Source organism: Pseudoalteromonas sp. T1lg122 (assembly GCF_002964825.1).
In the GTDB taxonomy this organism is placed as follows: Bacteria; Pseudomonadota; Gammaproteobacteria; order Enterobacterales; family Alteromonadaceae; genus Pseudoalteromonas; species Pseudoalteromonas gelatinilytica.
Map to the genome: position 1 here is coordinate 221,548 of NZ_PQCG01000005.1, position 18,053 is coordinate 239,600.

The 18,053-nt window shown below is 42.1% G+C and carries 15 protein-coding genes, 4 tRNA genes and 1 pseudogene; 11 read left to right on the plus strand and 9 right to left on the minus strand.

Going from position 1 to position 18,053, the window contains the following annotated elements:
- Nucleotides 1-3 precede the first annotated feature (3 nt).
- A complete protein-coding gene (locus tag C2M33_RS05245) occupies nt 4-666 on the plus strand; it encodes a hypothetical protein (RefSeq protein ID WP_063701078.1) in 663 nt (220 codons plus the stop codon).
- On the opposite strand, the gene C2M33_RS05250 is transcribed toward C2M33_RS05245, so the two are convergent.
- The 5 genes from C2M33_RS05250 to glnA all read right to left on the minus strand — a co-directional run bounded on the left by C2M33_RS05250 (nt 663) and on the right by glnA (nt 5,760).
- Nucleotides 663-1,121: a Crp/Fnr family transcriptional regulator gene (locus C2M33_RS05250; RefSeq protein WP_105173917.1), complete on the minus strand. Its 459-nt coding sequence runs from the start codon at nt 1,119-1,121 to the stop codon at nt 663-665. The two genes, C2M33_RS05245 and C2M33_RS05250, sit on opposite strands and share 4 nt — an antisense overlap.
- Before the next feature lie 25 nt (nt 1,122-1,146).
- A complete protein-coding gene (gene ntrC / locus C2M33_RS05255) occupies nt 1,147-2,532 on the minus strand; it encodes a nitrogen regulation protein NR(I) (protein ID WP_063701083.1) in 1,386 nt (461 codons plus the stop codon).
- Nucleotides 2,533-2,550: 18 nt separating this feature from the next.
- On the minus strand, nt 2,551-3,621 hold the full coding sequence (gene glnL, locus C2M33_RS05260; protein WP_063701086.1) for a nitrogen regulation protein NR(II): 1,071 nt from the start codon (nt 3,619-3,621) through the stop codon (nt 2,551-2,553).
- A gap of 80 nt (nt 3,622-3,701) precedes the next feature.
- Nucleotides 3,702-4,223, minus strand: a complete 522-nt coding sequence (locus C2M33_RS05265; protein WP_233999112.1) for a DUF4124 domain-containing protein — start codon at nt 4,221-4,223, stop codon at nt 3,702-3,704.
- Nucleotides 4,224-4,353: 130 nt separating this feature from the next.
- On the minus strand, nt 4,354-5,760 hold the full coding sequence (glnA, locus tag C2M33_RS05270) for a glutamate--ammonia ligase (protein WP_063701091.1): 1,407 nt from the start codon (nt 5,758-5,760) through the stop codon (nt 4,354-4,356).
- 507 nt (nt 5,761-6,267) lie between these two features.
- Here glnA and typA point away from each other — a divergent pair.
- Nucleotides 6,268-8,090: pseudogene (typA, locus tag C2M33_RS05280) on the plus strand (translational GTPase TypA).
- A 214-nt stretch (nt 8,091-8,304) separates the two neighbouring features.
- Here the strand turns inward: typA and C2M33_RS05285 are convergent.
- From C2M33_RS05285 to C2M33_RS05295, 3 genes are all read right to left on the minus strand, one after another.
- Nucleotides 8,305-10,461, minus strand: coding sequence for an ATP-binding protein (locus C2M33_RS05285; RefSeq protein WP_105173920.1), 2,157 nt, complete (start codon nt 10,459-10,461; stop codon nt 8,305-8,307).
- Nucleotides 10,462-10,578: 117 nt separating this feature from the next.
- A complete protein-coding gene (locus tag C2M33_RS05290; protein ID WP_063701100.1) occupies nt 10,579-11,235 on the minus strand; it encodes a helix-turn-helix transcriptional regulator in 657 nt (218 codons plus the stop codon).
- Nucleotides 11,236-11,465: 230 nt separating this feature from the next.
- Nucleotides 11,466-11,837, minus strand: a complete 372-nt coding sequence (locus tag C2M33_RS05295; protein WP_063701102.1) for a histidine triad nucleotide-binding protein — start codon at nt 11,835-11,837, stop codon at nt 11,466-11,468.
- Nucleotides 11,838-11,942: 105 nt separating this feature from the next.
- On the opposite strand from C2M33_RS05295, the gene C2M33_RS05300 reads away from it, so the two are divergent.
- Complete coding sequence (locus C2M33_RS05300; protein WP_063701104.1) at nt 11,943-12,563, plus strand: DUF2057 domain-containing protein; 621 nt, start codon at nt 11,943-11,945, stop codon at nt 12,561-12,563.
- Between the two features lie 53 nt (nt 12,564-12,616).
- Here C2M33_RS05300 and C2M33_RS05305 read toward each other — a convergent pair whose 3' ends face one another.
- Entirely contained in the window at nt 12,617-14,461 is a 1,845-nt protein-coding gene (locus C2M33_RS05305) for a M1 family metallopeptidase (protein ID WP_105173921.1), read from the minus strand.
- Between the two features lie 145 nt (nt 14,462-14,606).
- Here C2M33_RS05305 and murB point away from each other — a divergent pair, with 145 nt between their 5' ends.
- The 8 genes from murB to C2M33_RS05345 form a co-directional block, all read left to right on the plus strand.
- Nucleotides 14,607-15,617: a UDP-N-acetylmuramate dehydrogenase gene (gene murB, locus C2M33_RS05310; protein WP_063701108.1), complete on the plus strand. Its 1,011-nt coding sequence runs from the start codon at nt 14,607-14,609 to the stop codon at nt 15,615-15,617.
- Nucleotides 15,614-16,606, plus strand: a complete 993-nt coding sequence (gene birA, locus C2M33_RS05315; RefSeq protein ID WP_063701111.1) for a bifunctional biotin--[acetyl-CoA-carboxylase] ligase/biotin operon repressor BirA — start codon at nt 15,614-15,616, stop codon at nt 16,604-16,606. Before murB ends, birA begins: the two co-directional genes overlap by 4 nt.
- Nucleotides 16,603-17,301 carry a type III pantothenate kinase gene (locus C2M33_RS05320; RefSeq protein WP_063701113.1) on the plus strand — a complete coding sequence of 233 codons (699 nt, stop codon included), beginning with the start codon at nt 16,603-16,605 and terminating at the stop codon, nt 17,299-17,301. The genes birA and C2M33_RS05320 overlap by 4 nt, the downstream gene beginning before the upstream one ends.
- Nucleotides 17,302-17,418: 117 nt before the next feature.
- Nucleotides 17,419-17,494: transfer RNA gene (locus tag C2M33_RS05325), tRNA-Thr, on the plus strand.
- A 40-nt stretch (nt 17,495-17,534) separates the two neighbouring features.
- Nucleotides 17,535-17,619 (plus strand) — tRNA-Tyr (locus C2M33_RS05330).
- 44 nt (nt 17,620-17,663) lie between these two features.
- Nucleotides 17,664-17,738, plus strand: a tRNA-Gly gene (locus tag C2M33_RS05335).
- Nucleotides 17,739-17,751: 13 nt separating this feature from the next.
- Nucleotides 17,752-17,827 (plus strand) — tRNA-Thr (locus C2M33_RS05340).
- Nucleotides 17,828-17,963: 136 nt separating this feature from the next.
- Nucleotides 17,964-18,053 (plus strand): GTP-binding protein (locus C2M33_RS05345; protein WP_233997923.1); only part of this gene is annotated, 90 nt, incomplete at its 3' end.

An 18,053-nucleotide genomic window follows, 5' to 3' on the forward strand; every position in this document is an offset into this window, starting at 1 on the left:
ACAATGAAAAGGATAATTTCAGCAGCCATATTTTTAATTTTGGCAGGTTGTCAGCAACCAACAGTCTACGTATACACTGAAAACCTTGATGAACAACAGCTGCTCACATTAGAGCAAGCTTTAACGAAGCAAAGCTTACCTTATGAATACACAAAGCTACCTATTCCTAGAGACTTTGCTGATGCAACCTTAATGTTATCGAGCGATAAAATTCTCACTCATGAAACCGAGCAACTTGCAGAAATTATGCAGAGGCTGGGTTATCAAGCTGAAATTAAATACACCACAGACGCTAATCACTTTTACAATCAAGGCAATATAGGTTTTTACTTACGAGCAAAAAATGGCTTAACCGGTTTTACTATGCCGGCTCGAGTCATCACAACCGGTTGCGTTGAGGATAAGTTTAATGGCCTTGCAGTTACATTTAGTGATAAACAGGCCGAGTTTAATCTAGCAAGTGGTAGACGAGTCTCATTGGAGTGGGATTACTTATACGGCTATTTAGTCATTTATTATAAAAACTATTCGCAAAGCTACAGCCATTTAACGCCAGAAGTGAGTACCCCATTTGGTATGAAACCATCAGATACCTATCGTTACACGGCACGCGTTAATAGCCCAAGTTGGTTAAATTGCTCATTACAAATTGTGTATATGGACTAGCTACGCGACTCAAGGTATGTGCTTAACTTAGTAATGCGTTCACTCATGCCTTCGATGATGCGATCTTTAATTTTCTCGCGGATCACATTCGGTAAGCGGGTAAGTGCTTCAGGGGTGATAGCTAACAAAATGGTATCAACTTTTGCGCGTGCACTGGTACTGTGCTCGCGGTTATTGATAAAAGCACCTTCTCCGATAAATTCACCGGGTTCAATGGTGCCAAGTTCGAGTAAGTGGCTTTGTTTGAACACCATCAGTGAGCCGCTTAGCACAATATAAAGTCGTTTATCAGTATCGTATTGCTTGAAAACACCGCGGCCTTGTTTGACTAAATACAAATGACTAAATGACTCTAACAACACCTGCCGTTCACTGAGAGAAAACTCTCTAAAGAACGACAACCTGTTAATGATTTCCATTTGTTTAATTAGTGGAATGTGCTCGATTAACTTCATTGACTCACATGGGTATAGCGCGAAATTAGCTAATATTGCGCTCTTTTAGCTTGCGGGTCAATGTATTGCGGCCCCAACCAATTTTCACCGCAGCTTCTTGCTTGTGCCCAGCACAATTGGCTAATGCCGTTTTAATCAAGCGAGTTTCAAGTTGTGCTTGAATGGCTGGCCAAATATTTTCTTTGCCTTGTTTAAGTTCCAGATTAAGCCATTGTTGAAATGCATCCAGCCAATCACCTTCTTGCTCAATGGGTGTGACAGCGACGATTTCTGGCGGTAAATCTTGTTCACTTATAAGCTCACCCGGCGCCATAACTGTTAACCAGCGACAGGTGTTCTCTAGTTGGCGCACGTTACCAGGCCAGTTAAATAAGCGCAGTTGCTCAGTGGCTTTAGGGCTTAAAATCTTGCTTTCAACTTGCAGCTCTTTGGCGCTTTTATGTAAAAAGTGCTGTGCCAGACGTTCAATATCTTCAGTACGCTCACGTAGTGCTGGTAAGCGTAAACGCACCACGTTTAGGCGATGAAATAAGTCGTCACGAAACTTGCCTTGTTTAACCAAGTCTTCGAGGTTTTGGTGCGTTGCCGCAATAATACGTACATCAACTTTAATACTTTGATGGCCGCCCACGCGGTAAAACTCACCATCGGCTAACACGCGTAACAAACGCGTTTGAACGTCGAGTGGCATATCCCCAATTTCATCTAAAAATAAAGTGCCACCATTCGCTTGTTCAAAGCGGCCTTTACGAATGCTGTCGGCTCCGGTGAATGCCCCTTTTTCGTGACCGAATAATTCTGACTCGACCAATTCTTTAGGAATGGCAGCCATATTCAGAGCAATAAACTGGTTTTCTTTACGAGGGCTGTGGTTATGCAGGGCACTAGCAACAAGCTCTTTACCTGTTCCCGACTCACCGTTAATCAGCACGCTCATGCTCGATGCTGATAATTTACCAATCGCGCGAAATACCTCTTGCATTGCAGGTGCTTCACCTATGATATGCGCATTGGTTTGTGGTGCTTGTTTGCGTTTAGTTTTCTTCGTTGAGTTAGCACGACAGGCGCTTTCTACCAGCGCAACAGCTTCGTCTAAATCGAACGGCTTAGCGAGGTACTCAAATGCCCCTTTTTGGAAGGCATTTACCGCAGAATCTAAGTCTGAGTGAGCGGTCATGATAATCACTGGTAAGCCAGGATTTTGCTCGGCAATGGTTTCAAGTAACGCCATGCCATCCATGCCAGGCATGCGCACATCGGATACCAGTACCGTTGGCTGGCTAAACTTTAATGCATTCAGCACGTCTTGTGCATTTGCATAGCTTTCAGTTTCAAATCCTGCACGTGCCAACGCTTTTTCTAATACAAAGCGGATAGAGGCATCATCATCAACTAACCAGACTGTTTTCATGACTACTCCAAAAAACCATTAATCCGTAAAAGGCAAATAGATATTAAATTCTGTATGGCCTGGCCAACTGTCACAATCAATGTGGCCATCATGTTGGTCAACCAAGGTTTGCGCTATGGATAAACCAAGCCCTGATCCATTTTCTTTATTGGTGATCATTGGGTAGAACAAGGTTTCACGTAAACTTTTGTCTATTCCCGGGCCGTTATCCGAAATTTGGATCAGCAAGGTTTTCTTCGGTGCCTTACCTGGTCGCCTGTGTTGATGGTTGATGCGGGTTTTTATTCTTATCTCGCCACCATCAACGAGTGCCTGTTGTGCATTACGAATAATGTTCAGTACCACTTGCTGGATTTTACCTTGGTCTATGTACACGCTCGGTATACTTGGATCGTAGTCTTTCACTAAAGTGATATTGGCATTGTTATCTAACATGCTCAGTTTAATCACTGACTCTAAGGCTTGGTGAATGTTGCCATAAGATTTATGTGGCAATTGATTCGGACCAAGCAAGCGGTCAACAAGCTCACGTAAACGGTCTGCTTGTTCAATGATTAATTCGGCACATTGATCTCGTTCTTGCTGATCAACCTCATACTGCAATAATTGCGCCGCTCCGCGAATTCCACCTAAAGGATTTTTAATTTCATGTGCTAAACCACGAATTAAATTACGTGCAGCTTGATATTGGTGCATTTGATTAGAGGCTTGATCGTGGCGAATTTCATCGTCCATTTGACGACATTCGAACAGAATATAATTGTCATCGTTGTTACTAATTCTGCGCGTACTAATGGTTAATTTCGCGTGGCGAGAATCAACGAACACCACGTCAGCCCTGTGCTGGTGGCAATCGACACCATCGAATAACGAATATTGGGCAATGCGTTTTAAGTCTATTGAGTGGTAATTAAATAGGTTATCGAACGGTTGGTTGATAATGCGTTTTGGACCTAAACCTAAAAGCTCACTGGCGCTATCGTTTGCATAAACCAGCTTAAAATCTCGGTCGAGTAAAATGACGGCAGTACTTAAATTTTTCCAAATACTGTCGAGTAATTCAGAATTAAAGTGTGTTTCACTGAGCATGATTGCACCATTTTAGTGCGTTGCGATTAAGTGCAGCTTAGCATACTCTTTTTACATTAAGAGACGTTATATCGAAAATTTTAGTTTCCGCCATAAATCGATGTTCTATGCATAAAAAAGGTGCTGACTGGGCTAACCGAAACGAGTTTATTATTCGCATCATAAAGTTTGGCTTGTAATGTGTGTTCACCTCGCTCGACCTCTCTTAGTGCAAAGGTCGTGCTATTACTTGGTGCACCATGGGCTGAGCCATCAAATAAAAGTTGTACTTTAAAGCCATTTTCGAAGCGAGGGCTAATGCGTGCAGTAACGTACACAGAGCCGGTATTTTCTCTTACGGTTGCTTCATTTGCTGGTGATGAAATACTGACGTTAAATTTGACTGGCATTGCGCTTGGGGCGCTATCAAGTATGCTGGTGTCGGTAGCTGGCATGGTCAGGTTTTGGGTGTTCATCTTTACTTCTGTCGCACCAGGTCGTGGTGTATCAGAAAATACTAAAACGCCGTTCTTATCTTTCCAAGAATAGACTTTTTGCGCTGCGCCATAGCTAAAAAAGCTTAGAAAAATCAGCGATAGTACCAATAAAGTTGTGCTTTTCACCCTGCAACCCTGCATTTTTTAATCTAACTAAAACTGTAGAGTAGAACCCGCTCAATTACCATTAAAAAAGCCCGCGGAGCGGGCTTGAGAACACACATTTATTATCTTTAGATAATTCTGCTACAGCGTATTACACGCTGTAGTACATTTCGAACTCAACTGGGTGAGTTGTCATGTTAAGTTTTTCAACTTCTTTGCCTTTTAGCGCGATGTAAGCATCGATTAGGTCATCAGTGAACACGCCGCCAGCTTTTAAGAACTCACGGTCAGCGTCAAGTGATGCTAGTGCTTCAGATAAAGAAGATGCAACTTGTGGGATCTCAGCTGCTTCTTCAGCAGGTAGATCGTATAAGTCTTTGTCCATTGCATCGCCAGGGTGGATCTTGTTTTTGATACCGTCAAGGCCAGCCATAAGCATTGCAGAGAACGCTAAGTATGGGTTAGCTGTTGGATCAGGGAAACGTACTTCGATACGACGTGCTTTAGCAGACGGTACCACTGGAATACGGATTGAAGCAGAACGGTTACGTGCAGAGTATGCAAGCATTACTGGTGCTTCGAAGCCAGGTACTAGGCGTTTGTATGAGTTAGTTGACGCGTTAGCGAATGCGTTGATTGCTTTAGCGTGCTTGATGATACCACCAATGTAGTAAAGTGCTTCTTCAGAAAGACCAGCGTACTTGTCACCAGCGAAGATGTTCACGCCATCTTTACCTAGTGATTGGTGACAGTGCATACCAGAACCGTTATCACCAACGATTGGCTTAGGCATGAAAGTCGCTGTTTTACCATATAAGTGAGCCATGTTATGGATAACATATTTCATCTCTTGGATTTCGTCAGCTTTTAATACCATTGTATTGAAGCGAGTTGCGATCTCATTTTGACCCGCAGTTGCTACTTCGTGGTGGTGAGCTTCTACAACTTGACCAAGTTCTTCAAGAACTAAACAAGTCGCTGAACGCCAATCTTGTGATGAATCAACAGGTGAACACGGGAAGTAACCGCCTTTAACACCTGGACGGTGACCTTTGTTGCCACCTTCGTAGTCTTTATCAGAGTTCCATGAAGCTTCGATGTCATCGATTTTGTACATTGAACCAGACATGTCTGATTTGTATTTAACGTCGTCAAATAGGAAGAACTCTGGCTCTGGACCAAATAAAACAGTGTCAGCAATACCAGTAGAACGCATGTACTCTTCAGCGCGTTTTGCAACAGAACGTGGGTCACGCTCGTAACCTTGAAGTGTTGAAGGTTCAACTACGTCACAACGGATGATTAGTGTTGCTTCTTCAGAAAATGGGTCCATTTTCGCAGACTCAGGAACAGGCATTAATACCATGTCTGATTCGTTGATACCTTTCCAACCAGCAATTGAAGAGCCGTCGAACATTTTTCCGTCTTCAAAAAAGTCTTCATTAACTTGATGATGAGGAATAGAAACATGCTGTTCTTTACCTTTAGTATCAGTAAAGCGTAAATCAATGAACTTAACGTCATTTTCTTTGATAAAATCTAAAACCGATTGTGACATGTGTCCTCCAATTGTTGGGTTTTATTTTTGCTGCATTATTGCTTTTGACTTATATAAGCTGGTTTCGTGCCATGTTTTTAACGCATTGTTTAGCCTTGTAAAAAGTAAACGCCTTCTGGTTTTGTTAACTTTTTTTGCACTAATTTGGTGCGTAAAAAGATCATTCTGGTGCGTAAAAAGTGCGACTGCGATTTGCACAATAATTGCGCATGCCAATTTGTCTGTTGTAAACACGATTTAGTGCCAAAATATGGTTCAAAAACTAAAATTTCGCCAGTTTTGAGTTCAGATTCACTTTAATTTTCATAAATTTGTCATTTATAAAACAGATACTTATAAAAAGCCTGAAGAAAGTTTATAAATTTATATTGGATAAACTTTCATCCATGCCATTATTAAGGGATAATATGCGCCCTTTTAAATCCTATGCTGGGACATCTGGTGAAAATGCAGGTGAGTGCGTAGATCTTGCAGGATCAATGAGATTCAATTTCTCTGAGAAAAAATATGAGCATCGAAAAGTTAAGAAATATAGCGATTATCGCCCACGTTGACCACGGTAAAACAACTCTGGTTGATAAACTGCTTGAGCAATCAGGCACATTAGAAACGCGCGGCGGTAACGAAGAGCGCGTAATGGACTCAAACGACATTGAGAAAGAGCGTGGTATTACCATTTTAGCTAAGAACACTGCTATCTCTTGGAACGACTACCATATCAATATCGTAGACACCCCAGGACACGCCGACTTCGGTGGTGAAGTAGAACGCGTACTTTCGATGGCTGACTCAGTATTACTACTTGTTGATGCTCAAGAAGGTCCAATGCCGCAAACGCGTTTCGTAACGCAAAAAGCATTCGCACAAGGTTTAACGCCGATTGTTGTAATCAACAAAATCGACAAACCAGGTGCACGTCCTGACTGGGTTATGGACCAAGTTTTCGACTTATTCGATAACCTAGGTGCAACTGACGAACAGTTAGACTTTAAAGTAATCTATGCATCAGCTATCAACGGCTGGGCAACAATGGATTTAGACGAGCCATCAGATAACATGGAACCAATGTTCCAGATGATCGTTGACGAAGTATCTCCACCGGATGCAGATCCTGAAGGTGCTTTCCAAATGCAAATTTCTCAGCTTGACTACAACTCATACATCGGTGTTATCGGTGTAGGTCGTATCAAGCGTGGTACTGTTCGTCCTAACCAACAGGTTACTGTTGTAAGCGCAGACGGTACTAAGCGTAACGGTAAAGTTGGCCAAGTAATGAGTTACTTAGGTCTTGAGCGTCATGAAGCAGAATCTGCTGGCGCGGGTGACATCATTGCAATCACAGGTCTTGGTGAGCTGAAAATCTCAGACACTATCTGTGATGTAAATACCGTTGAAGCATTACCACCGCTAAGCGTTGATGAGCCTACAGTAACAATGACGTTCTCTGTAAACACATCACCATTTGCTGGTAAAGAAGGTAAATTCGTAACTTCACGTAACATCCTTGAGCGTTTACAAGCTGAGCTTGTTCACAACGTTGCATTACGTGTTGAAGAAACTGACAACCCAGATAGCTTCCGTGTTTCTGGTCGTGGTGAGTTACACTTAGGTATCTTAATCGAGAACATGCGTCGTGAAGGTTACGAGCTTGCTGTATCTCGTCCACAAGTAATCCTTCGTGAAGTTGATGGTCAAAAAGAAGAGCCATACGAAACACTTACAATCGACTGTCAAGAAGAGCACCAAGGTTCTATCATGGAACAAATTGGTCTTCGTAAGGGTGAGCTAACTGACATGTCTCCAGATGGTAAAGGCCGTATTCGTATGGACTTTATGATCCCAAGCCGTGGCTTAATTGGTTTCCAAACTGAATTCATGACATTAACGTCAGGTTCTGGTCTTCTTTACCATACGTTCGATCACTACGGTCCGTACAAAGGCGGTACTATCGGTGCTCGTAAGAACGGTGTAATGATTGCTAACGCAACAGGTAAAGCACTGACTAAGCATTATTCAACCTTCAAGATCGTGGTAAGTTATTCATCGGTCACGGTGTTGAAGTTTACGAAGGTATGGTTATCGGTATCCACAGCCGTGATAACGACCTAACAGTAAACGCGCTTAAAGGTAAGCAGTTAACAAACGTACGTGCGTCTGGTACAGACGAAGCGCAAACGTTAACGCCACCACTAAACTACACGCTTGAGCAAGCGATTGAGTTCATCGATGATGACGAGTTAGTAGAAGTAACACCTGAGAGCATTCGTATTCGTAAACGTCACTTAACTGAAAGTGAGCGTAAACGTGCGAGCCGTGCAGCTAAAGACTAATAACGTCTTTCGCTTCGAAAAATGAGAACCGCCGTATTGAAAAATACGGCGGTTTTTTGTTTTAGCTTTCAAAAGAACGAGAGGTCAGATATTAGACATCAGTCGTTAGTTGATCGAGAGCGGCATTATTTTCGCAGTTGTAGAGCTAAGCCATCATGCTCAAGGTTAAACGGGGTTTAGTTTGCGCTAGAAGCGAGAAGTTAAGAGCTAGCTCTTATGCTAACTCACTTCTAACATGCTTCAAGTAGGCCTGTAGGCTTTCTTGCCATAGCACTAAAGCTTCGGTTAATGATTCTTTCAAAGGTTTGTTGTCGAGTAGCTTACGCTCAATTTTCTTGAGCTCTAGACCATAACGGTTAAAGCCTAGTTGTAAAGCAGTGCTAGCTTGGCGGTGCAAAAGTTTAATACACTGATCTTTATCGTCTTCAACGAGTTGTTGACAGCGAATGAGTTTGTTCCTTGCAGAGAGTACAAATTCATTGTAAATCGATGAGACTTCATCTTCACTGAATGAGCTGACAAGTGTGGCAGCGGCTGTTTCATCATAGAGTGTATCGCGCAGCTCAACGGCAATACTCGCAGCCTGATTGCTTTGTGAGTCACTGAGTGCTTGGCGCAGTTTTTGTTGCTTTATTGGTTTGCCAACAATGTCTTTAATACCAAGTGCTAAGTACTCTTTTATTTCATCAGGACTAAGACTCGCGGTAAACGCTAACACCGGTGTTCGTTGGTTTAAATGGTCGATGGTTTTGAGCTTTTTCAACACTTCTTGACCAGTAAGGTCTGGTAAGTTCATATCCAATAGCACCACATCAAAGTGATGCTTCTGCATCAGTTCAATGGCGCTAGTTCCGTCTTTTGCAAGCTTGATTTTGTGCTCGTCATCGGCCATAAATTCAATGGCAATTTTCTGATTTAAATCGAGATCTTCAACTAATAACACGTCCAGGCCAGTAACATAATCTTTTGATTGGTGGCGCTGCTCAACGAGGCTGAGCTCACCAATCGCAAGAGAGATATCAAAACTGAAAGTACTGCCTTTGTTTAGCTCACTTTCAATATTGAGTTTGCTGCCTAATTTATCTAATAAACGGCTAGTAATCGCTAAGCCAAGGCCTGTTCCGCCTTTTTCTTTACCTGCACTACTTTGTACATAAGGTTCTGTAAGGTAGGCAATTTCTTCATCTTCAATACCTGGGCCTGAGTCGATTACACTAACACGAACAAGGTGATCTAATTGCCCTTCGTTGAGCAGTTTCACATGAATTTTTACTGCGCCATGGTCAGTAAATTTAATCGCATTACCCACTAAGTTAATAATAACTTGTCTGAGCTTTTGTTGGTCGCAGTAATAACATGCTTGATCGGGCAAGTTGTATATAAGTTCAAACTTTAAGTGTTTTTGCTCTGCTAAAGGACTAAGCAAAAGGCAGAGGTTATTGAGCCAGGTTTTAAACTCGACGTCTTCTTCGTAGAGCGCTTCATCACGCTGATCTAGGCTGGCGTAGTCGAGTACTTTATCGACCAGCAAGTTGAGTGACTCAGCTGAATTAATTATTGCTTCGCAATAAGGCTTATCTCGTGGATCACTCGACTGGTTCATGATTAGCTGCGCACTACCTAAAATGCCATTTAACGGTGTGCGTATTTCATGGCTGATAGTTGATAAGAATAAGCCACGAATTTCTAAGTCTTTGTGTGCTTTTTCAGCTAACTGATTAAGGTTTTGCTCGCGGCGTTCATTACATAATAGTGCCATACCGGTTGCATAAAACATCGGCGCAATAACACCATTTATAAATAAAGTGATACTAAACCAATTTGCAGAGAGTAGATTAGCTGTTGTGACATCTCCCATCATTAAGGTTCTGCCTGTAAATATCGCCAGAATAATGCTGAGAATTAAGATGTAGACAATACTGCCATTGGGGTAACTTTTACGGCCATTTCGAATGAATAATGCCATTAAAAACAACGCTTCAATTATATGCTGGAGATCTGAAACCAAAATTCGACTACGTAACTCGGCGCTATCAGTGGCAAGGTAAACCATGGTCATCGCGAGCACCACCGTGATCGCAACAAAGGTTTTAAAACCGACGCATTTGGCATTTAAAAATTGGCATATCGCGAGTACATGAATAATGGATGCACTAAAGAGTAGGGTGTTTGCGATAGCAACACTAGCAATATTATTGATATGGCCATGCAGTGCAAAACTCATTACCGATGCAAACATCACTAAAGGGTAGAAAATATAGAGTAAGGTGCCCGGAGTATTATTATTGGTTCGCCATGTAAGGTAATTAAGAAGGGTCATCACTGCCATCATGGCAGCACTGGCATAATATAAAGTGGCTGAGTCGAGCATTGTATTTCCGGTGTTTTGCAATCAGTTTGAGAATAAAGTCAATTACTGCGTTTAGCAACCAGAAACAAAAACAGACGCGGTTGCGTCTGTTTTAACTAGTAGGATGTTTTGCTTGGTTTAGCGAATTTCGTCAGGAATATTTTGCTGTGCCCAAGACAATAGCTCGATACGGTTACGACATTTAGTTTTTCTAAATGCACTGTATAAGTGAGTTTTAACTGTATGCGGGCTGATGCTTAAATCTTCAGCAATTTCTTTATTTTTCGAACCTTTACTCATTAATGAGATAATTGCTTTTTCACGTTTAGTAAGTTTAACCGGTTCGATGTCACCATCTGTCAATTTGTGGAGTGCGTCTTTATTGAACTGCAACATACGATTTAATGCATTACACATGATGTCGCGGCGATACCATAGTTGATCTTCAAGTAATAAACGAATGCCTTTCATTAACACATCAGCATTGTCTGTTGTGTAGAACACACCACGAATACCACTTAAAAGAGCACGGTTTGCAAGTTCAGGGTTTTCATCTAAGTTAAACAATACGATATCGCATTTCATTCGTAGATTAACTAGTTGTTCTTTTAACTTGCCCCACGGATCTGTGCTTGACGTTTCAATAAATAACAAGCGTGTTCCTTCTGGTACTTCAGAAATATCAGTACCAGATGTCACTGCTAGTCCTTGTGTTTTTAACAATGGCTCTAATACGTTAATGCCAATAGTATTAATTGGCTCTGGATCTAATAATAAAAAGGCTGAACTACTCATATATATACACTCTTGAATAAAGTTGACAGTTAAATCCTATCACGCAATCCACCCCTTTCGTATTAGAAATTTCTGAGAGTTGTGCAGGAAAAGTACAGTTTGTGTCTGTTTTGTGTCAAAAATTACAGTTAGTTAACTAATCGCAATATGTTAACTAACTGATATATATTCATTATAGCCAAAAATAATATGTTTGTGCTACTTTTTACAGTTGTTTACATATCAAAGTATTAGATTGCGTGTTTTTTCTTGTCTTGATAAGGAGGCCAGCCCATTTCTTTACCTGCCAGCATATGTAGGTGTATATGGTACACGGTTTGCCCGCCGTGGTCATTACAGTTCATTACGACGCGAAAACCGTCTTCACTGAAGCCAAATTGCTTAGCGAGTTTTGCTGCCACTACATATAAGTGACCGACTAAAGCGGCATTTTCTTCTGTTACATCATTTATCGTTGCTATTTGAGTTTTTGGGATGATCAGCACATGAAAAGGGGCTTGTGGGTTAATATCTTTAAAAGCAAGAGATAAGTCGTCTTCATAAACAATGTCTGCAGGGATCTCTCGGTTAATAATCTTTGTAAAAATAGTCTCTTGGCTCATACTTAGCTCTCTTATAAATGTGGTTAAATGACCGCCCACTAATGACAAACTTTATTTGCAGTGTCAAACTGAAACTGCCGCAAGTTGAACAACCAAGGAGTGAACATGCGTAAGTTAGTATTACTGAGTAGTGCGTTAATGCTATTTAATAGTTTTAGCAGTGTAGCTGAGACTATTCACTTTCCAGAAGAGTTTGTGCCTTTACAAGTCGGGGATCGCCTTATTGAGCAGTCTTTTTTCAGTCGTGTTGATGACGTTGAGCTTGCCCCGGGTACATACCAAGTAAAAATGAAATACACCGATCTTTTCGAGCAAGGCTATGATGATCATCAAGTCGTAGAGTCTGAGCCTTTTTGGGTTGAGGTCACGGTGGAAAGTGGCAAAGACTATGACCTAGTGTTTAATCGAGCCAGTAATGCAGTGGCAGCAGAAGTGTTTGCCGAATCACCGCAAGTAAGCTTAAAGGCTAAGGGCAGTGAGCTTGCTGTACCGTTATCTATTATTGGCTATCGTGCAGCTAGCGCGCCTGTACAAGCTGTAGCAACTGCTCCTGTTGTTGCAAGTAGTAAACCCGCGACTGCAACTCCTGTCACATTGCCTGCAAAAGTACCCGGCGGACAAGCGGGTTTGAAAAATACGCCAAGTGCAGCTGCAATGCTTGAGTTTTGGTGGCAGCAGGCAAGCCCAGAAGAGCGTCGGGCTTTCTTACAAAAAGTAAGTAACTAATTTTAACTATTAAAAAAGGCGCTGATTGCAGCGCCTTTTTAGTGTTTGATAACTTATTTTGCGAATAAGTCGTCAACGGTACCTTGTGCAAGTGGGTGGTAACCCGGACGTGCTTTTAAGTACACATCATGTGCCCAGTCTTTTTTACCGTTTTTAATAAGTGCTTTATATAGTGGCACAATTAATTTACGGCGACCGATGCTTGATAGGTGTTTATCAAGCGCAGGGTAAATTGGTTGATAACCATTTCCTACCGCTAGCATGAACCATGCGAAAGCACGCTCAGCATTAGTTGACTGTGTTAGGTTGAATTGGTTATCAAGCTCAGTCATTTTTTCAATGCTTAAATCGCGAGGTAGATTATTTAAGAAATGTAGCCACTCATGAACTGACCAATCAGATGTTGGTAATTGAGCTGCGCTAATCTCACCGTTTAACCATGTTTTGGTGACTGCATCAACTTTATCGAAAGCATCAGACGTTGGATTTGGTGCATCGCTTGGTAAACCAGGCTCAAAGATCCACTCATTAACTTTATCCATGCTGACTACGCCTGGATATTTGTCGATCAGATTTGCTTTTAAGTAAGTAACAAATTGAGCTGTTGTTAGAGACTTGAACGAGAACTGATCAAAGTAACCTTTTACGAATGGGTCGAACTTGTCACGGCCAAATTTGTTTTCTAAATAAATTAAGAAAAGTTGACCTTTGGTGTAAGGCACTGAACTAAATGCATCATCAGGATCGCGGCCATTAAGTTTTAAGTTAAGACGCGTATCTGCTGCTGGCAGAGTTTTAAGTAATGCACGTAAACCTGCTGCATCAAGCGCTTGTTCCATCACTGCACGGTCACGGCCAAACACTTCTTCCATAATGCGGTTTTCAACGTAAGACGTGAAACCTTCATTTAGCCATAAATCTTCCCACGTCGCATTAGTCACTAAGTTACCAGACCAAGAGTGAGCAAGCTCGTGAGCAATTAGGTTTACTAAGCTTTTATCGCCAGCAACAACCGTTGGTGTGATGAATGATAAACGTGGGTTTTCCATGCCACCAAATGGGAAGCTTGGCGGTAGCATTAATAAGTCATAACGACCCCATGCGTATTCGCCGTACATAGCGTTCGTTTTATCGATCATCGCTTGCGTGTCGTTAAACTCAGCAACTGATGCATCTAAAATGGTTGGCTCTGCAAAGATACCTGTTTGCTTAGACATGGCTTTATATTCTAAGTTACCAGCACCAATTGCGATTAAGTATGGCGAAATTGGTTGTGGCATATCGAATAAGTAGTCGCCATCTTTATAAAGAGCATCTTTATTGTCAGCACTCATTACTGCACGAATGTCTTTAGGCGTGTGAATACGTGCTGAGTAAGTTACGCGCATTGCTGGCGTATCTTGTACTGGGATCCAACTACGAGCATGAATTGCTTGTGATTGGCTGTACATAAATGGATGTGACTTACTGGCTGTTTGCTCTGGTGTTAACCACTGCAAACCTGAAGCTTCTGGGCGGCTGTTGTAGTAAATACGTGCTTTAACCGCTTGGCTTTTAAATTTAATTGTTAATTTTGAGCCCTTCACGTCATCACGTGCAGCAAGGGTGAAGTCAGCTTTGTGCCAGCTGCCTTTTTTATCTTGATACATTACTTTGTCGATATCTAAATCGCGCGTATCAAGAACAAGTGTTTTGCTGGTCGCATTGTGCCAATCTAGCGTGTGCTCAACAAAACCCTCTAGTTGTTTGTCATCAAAATCAACATCTAAATCTAGTAGTAGGTGAGTGGTTGTTACGTCATCTAAGTTTGCGTAAGTGTGTTGGCTGATTGCATCTGCAGTTGCTTGAGAGCAAGCACCGGCCATCGCAAGACTTAAAAGTAATGGTTTAAACTTCATAATAACCCTGGAACGGAAATGAAAAAGAGCCCGTTTTATAACATGATTAGTGCAGTGGGTTGAGTGATTTTTACAATCTAATGCGTATTTTGCGACGATAGGTTACACTAATGCGATTAGTTACCGGTAACCTTTGAGGCGTTTTGTGGCTCAGTCCCTGCAATCTTTTCATACCTTTTCTTTGCCAAGCCAATGCCAGCATTTTTATCAAATTGATGAAGTGAATCAGCTTTTAAGCACAGACTTTTCGTCTCCCTTTTGTATTTTAGGCGAAGGCAGCAATACGGTGTTTTTATCTGACTATCAAGGGTCTGTCATCCATATGAACACGAAGGGCATAGATATAGAGCAGCAAAGTGATGGCTTTTTATTGCACATTGCAGCCGGAGAAAACTGGCATCAATTAGTCGCCATGACTATTGCCAATGACATGCCTGGGCTTGAAAACCTTGCTTTAATACCTGGAACTGTTGGTGCTGCACCAGTGCAAAATATAGGAGCTTACGGTGTAGAGCTTGAAAAGTTTGTGAGCTATGTCGACTACTTTGATATTGCCACCAAAGCGATAAAGCGCCTAACTAAAGACGAATGCCAATTTGGCTATCGAGACTCTATCTTTAAACATGCATTGAAAAATAAAGCGGTGATCACCCAAGTTGGGCTGCTGTTACCTAAAAAATGGCAGCCAGTACTGAGTTACGGACCATTGCAACAGCTTTCAGATCCCTCTCCACTGCAAGTGTTTGAGCAAATCATTACAACCAGAAACAGTAAACTACCAAACCCCAGTGAACTTGCGAATGCGGGCAGTTTTTTCAAAAACCCAGTGATTAGTAATGAGCAACTAGCGTTACTTTTAAAGCAGTACCCTGAGCTACCTCACTACTATGTGGATGCTGAACATCATAAAGTTGCGGCGGGGTGGTTGATTGAGCAAGCTGGGTTAAAAGGCTTTAAGGTCGCCGGGATTGAGGTTCATCAGCAGCAAGCGTTAGTGCTTGTAAACCATGGTAACAGTACAGGTGATGATTTAATTGCCATGGTAAACCATGTTCAACAGCAAGTTTGGCAAAAATACCAGATTGCTTTACAGCACGAAGTGCGACTGATCAATGCCGATCATGAGTGTCACATTGAATTGGGAGCTTCATCATGAAAGCGCCAGACGGAAATAAACTCGCTATTTTACAAGCACTCAATACCGGTGGTTTTATTTCTGGTCAGCAATTGGGTGAGCAATTAGGTATTAGCCGTGCAGCAGTGGGTAAGCATATTCATTCATTGCAGGAAATGGGGCTCGATATTTTCAAAGTCACGGGTAAAGGGTATTGCCTTAATAATAGTGCGGGCTTACTGAACAAAGATAAAATCGGTCAACATTATAGTGAGTTAGGTGGTTGCACCGCGAATGTTGAAGTGCAGCCTATTATTGACTCAACCAATAGTGAGTTAATGCGTCGCTTACAAACTGATGCTCCTCTTTATTCTGGTAGCGTGTTAGTTGCAGAAATGCAGCAGGCAGGAAGGGGGCGTCGCGGTCGAGTGTGGCAATCACCCTTTGGTGCAAACTTATACTTCAGTTATTTTTGGCGCTTGGATGATGGTCTACAAGCTGCCATGGGGGTCTCAATTGCTGTTGGCCTTGCCGTTTACGACACGCTGAAAGCGTTATATCAGTTGGATATAGAGCTTAAGTGGCCCAACGATATCTATTTAAACCGCGAAAAATTAGCCGGTGTATTAGTTGAGCTTGATGGTCAGCCACAGGGGCCTTGTCAGCTTGTTATTGGCATAGGTATTAATTTACATATGCCAGAAAGTGCCAGCCAGCACATAGACCAAGCTTGGACCGACTTAAGTCAGCACGTGCAAGGGTTAGACAAAAATAAGCTGGTGGCCTATTTATGCTTTTATTTGGAAAAACGCTTAGCGCAGTATCAACAATCGGGCTTAAACGATATGTATCTACAGTGGAATCAGTTAAACGCATTTGCTGGTGAGTGTGTTGAACTTAATACTGGACATCGTAGCTGGCGCGGTATTTGTGAAGGTATTGATAACCAAGGTGGCGTGCGTATTCGTCAAGATGGCGAAGTAAAAAGTTACTATGGCGGTGAAATCTCATTACGTAAGGCAGAGCTATGAAATTGTTAGTTGATGTGGGTAATACCGCCATTAAAGCGGTTTTGTTTGATGGCAAGGCTTATCAAACATGTGAACTCAGCAGCTTGCCTTGGCTACAAATAAAAGAGCTAGTTTATGCCTGTGTGGGTAGCACCGAGCTGCTTGCACCATTATTAGCACAGGCGCAGCAACACGCCGTTCCTTACTTCGAAGCACAGGTGAGTGCAAAGCTAAACACGTTAAGCTGTGCCTATCAGCAGTATCAAAATCTAGGAATTGATCGTTGGCTGGCTGTCATTGCCGCGTATGTCGAATTCCCCGAGCAAAATTGCATTATTATCGATGCCGGCACTGCAACAACAATTGATGTACTCAATAGTGAAGGTGCACATCTAGGTGGTTGGATTTTACCAGGCCTTGATTTGATGACATCTTCACTTACCCAGAATACCCAACGCGTGTTTGATGATGGACAAACCCCATTTGCGACTGATTTAGGCCGTAATACGCCAAATGGCCTCAAGAATGGCGCGATGGTTGCCACTATTGGCGCAATCGAGCAGGCAAAACAGCATCTTAATCAACAAGATTGTCATTTATTATTTGCTGGTGGTTACGGCAAATTACTTGCTGAAGCATTTTTGGACGCCCAGTTTGACAGCTTGCTCGTGTTTAAAGGACTGAATTATTGGCACGAATTAACTATAAAGCAGTAAAAAAACGCGAATTTGCCTGAATAGTGAGCGTTTAACACATAAATTCACATTTTTTTTAATTTTATGGTTGCATCACAATAAACCTTACCTTAGAATCTCGCCCCGTACTAAAGCAGTGCCGACTTAGCTCAGTTGGTAGAGCAACTGACTTGTAATCAGTAGGTCATCCGTTCAACTCGGATAGTCGGCACCACTTTCCTTTTACCGGAAGTGACTTAGTAAAGAATTTTCGTGGAGGGGTTCCCGAGCGGCCAAAGGGATCAGACTGTAAATCTGACGGCTCAGCCTTCGCTGGTTCGAATCCAGCTCCCTCCACCACTTTATTCTTGACGGTTAGAGGTAGTTTAAGAACAGGTTCCTATGCGGGCATCGTATAATGGCTATTACCTCAGCCTTCCAAGCTGATGATGCGGGTTCGATTCCCGCTGCCCGCTCCAGATTTCTGGTGTTGCTGATATAGCTCAGTTGGTAGAGCGCACCCTTGGTAAGGGTGAGGTCGGCAGTTCAAATCTGCCTATCAGCACCAGTCTTGAGAACTCATCTTAATTTCTTCCTTTATCTGTCAGAAAAAACTATTTGAAATTTGAAAAAATTAAATTAATCTACCCTCGGTGGATTATTTTCATATGTAATCTAGATACACAAAACTGATAGGTTCCGTCATGGCAAAAGAAAAGTTTGAACGCGTAAAACCGCACGTAAACGTTGGTACAATCGGCCACGTTGACCACGGTAAAACAACTCTAACAGCA

Excerpts from the sequence above, each read along its gene's own strand:
- C2M33_RS05245 (WP_063701078.1), top strand. The coding sequence starts at position 4 with ATGAAAAGGATAATTTCAGCAGCCATATTTTTAATTTTGGCAGGTTGT.
- C2M33_RS05250 (WP_105173917.1), bottom strand. The coding sequence starts at position 1,121 with ATGAAGTTAATCGAGCACATTCCACTAATTAAACAAATGGAAATCATT.
- ntrC (WP_063701083.1), bottom strand. The coding sequence starts at position 2,532 with ATGAAAACAGTCTGGTTAGTTGATGATGATGCCTCTATCCGCTTTGTA.
- glnL (WP_063701086.1), bottom strand. The coding sequence starts at position 3,621 with ATGCTCAGTGAAACACACTTTAATTCTGAATTACTCGACAGTATTTGG.
- glnA (WP_063701091.1), bottom strand. The coding sequence starts at position 5,760 with ATGTCACAATCGGTTTTAGATTTTATCAAAGAAAATGACGTTAAGTTC.
- C2M33_RS05285 (WP_105173920.1), bottom strand. The coding sequence starts at position 10,461 with ATGCTCGACTCAGCCACTTTATATTATGCCAGTGCTGCCATGATGGCA.
- C2M33_RS05290 (WP_063701100.1), bottom strand. The coding sequence starts at position 11,235 with ATGAGTAGTTCAGCCTTTTTATTATTAGATCCAGAGCCAATTAATACT.
- C2M33_RS05295 (WP_063701102.1), bottom strand. The coding sequence starts at position 11,837 with ATGAGCCAAGAGACTATTTTTACAAAGATTATTAACCGAGAGATCCCT.
- C2M33_RS05300 (WP_063701104.1), top strand. The coding sequence starts at position 11,943 with ATGCGTAAGTTAGTATTACTGAGTAGTGCGTTAATGCTATTTAATAGT.
- C2M33_RS05305 (WP_105173921.1), bottom strand. The coding sequence starts at position 14,461 with ATGAAGTTTAAACCATTACTTTTAAGTCTTGCGATGGCCGGTGCTTGC.
- birA (WP_063701111.1), top strand. The coding sequence starts at position 15,614 with ATGAAAGCGCCAGACGGAAATAAACTCGCTATTTTACAAGCACTCAAT.
- C2M33_RS05320 (WP_063701113.1), top strand. The coding sequence starts at position 16,603 with ATGAAATTGTTAGTTGATGTGGGTAATACCGCCATTAAAGCGGTTTTG.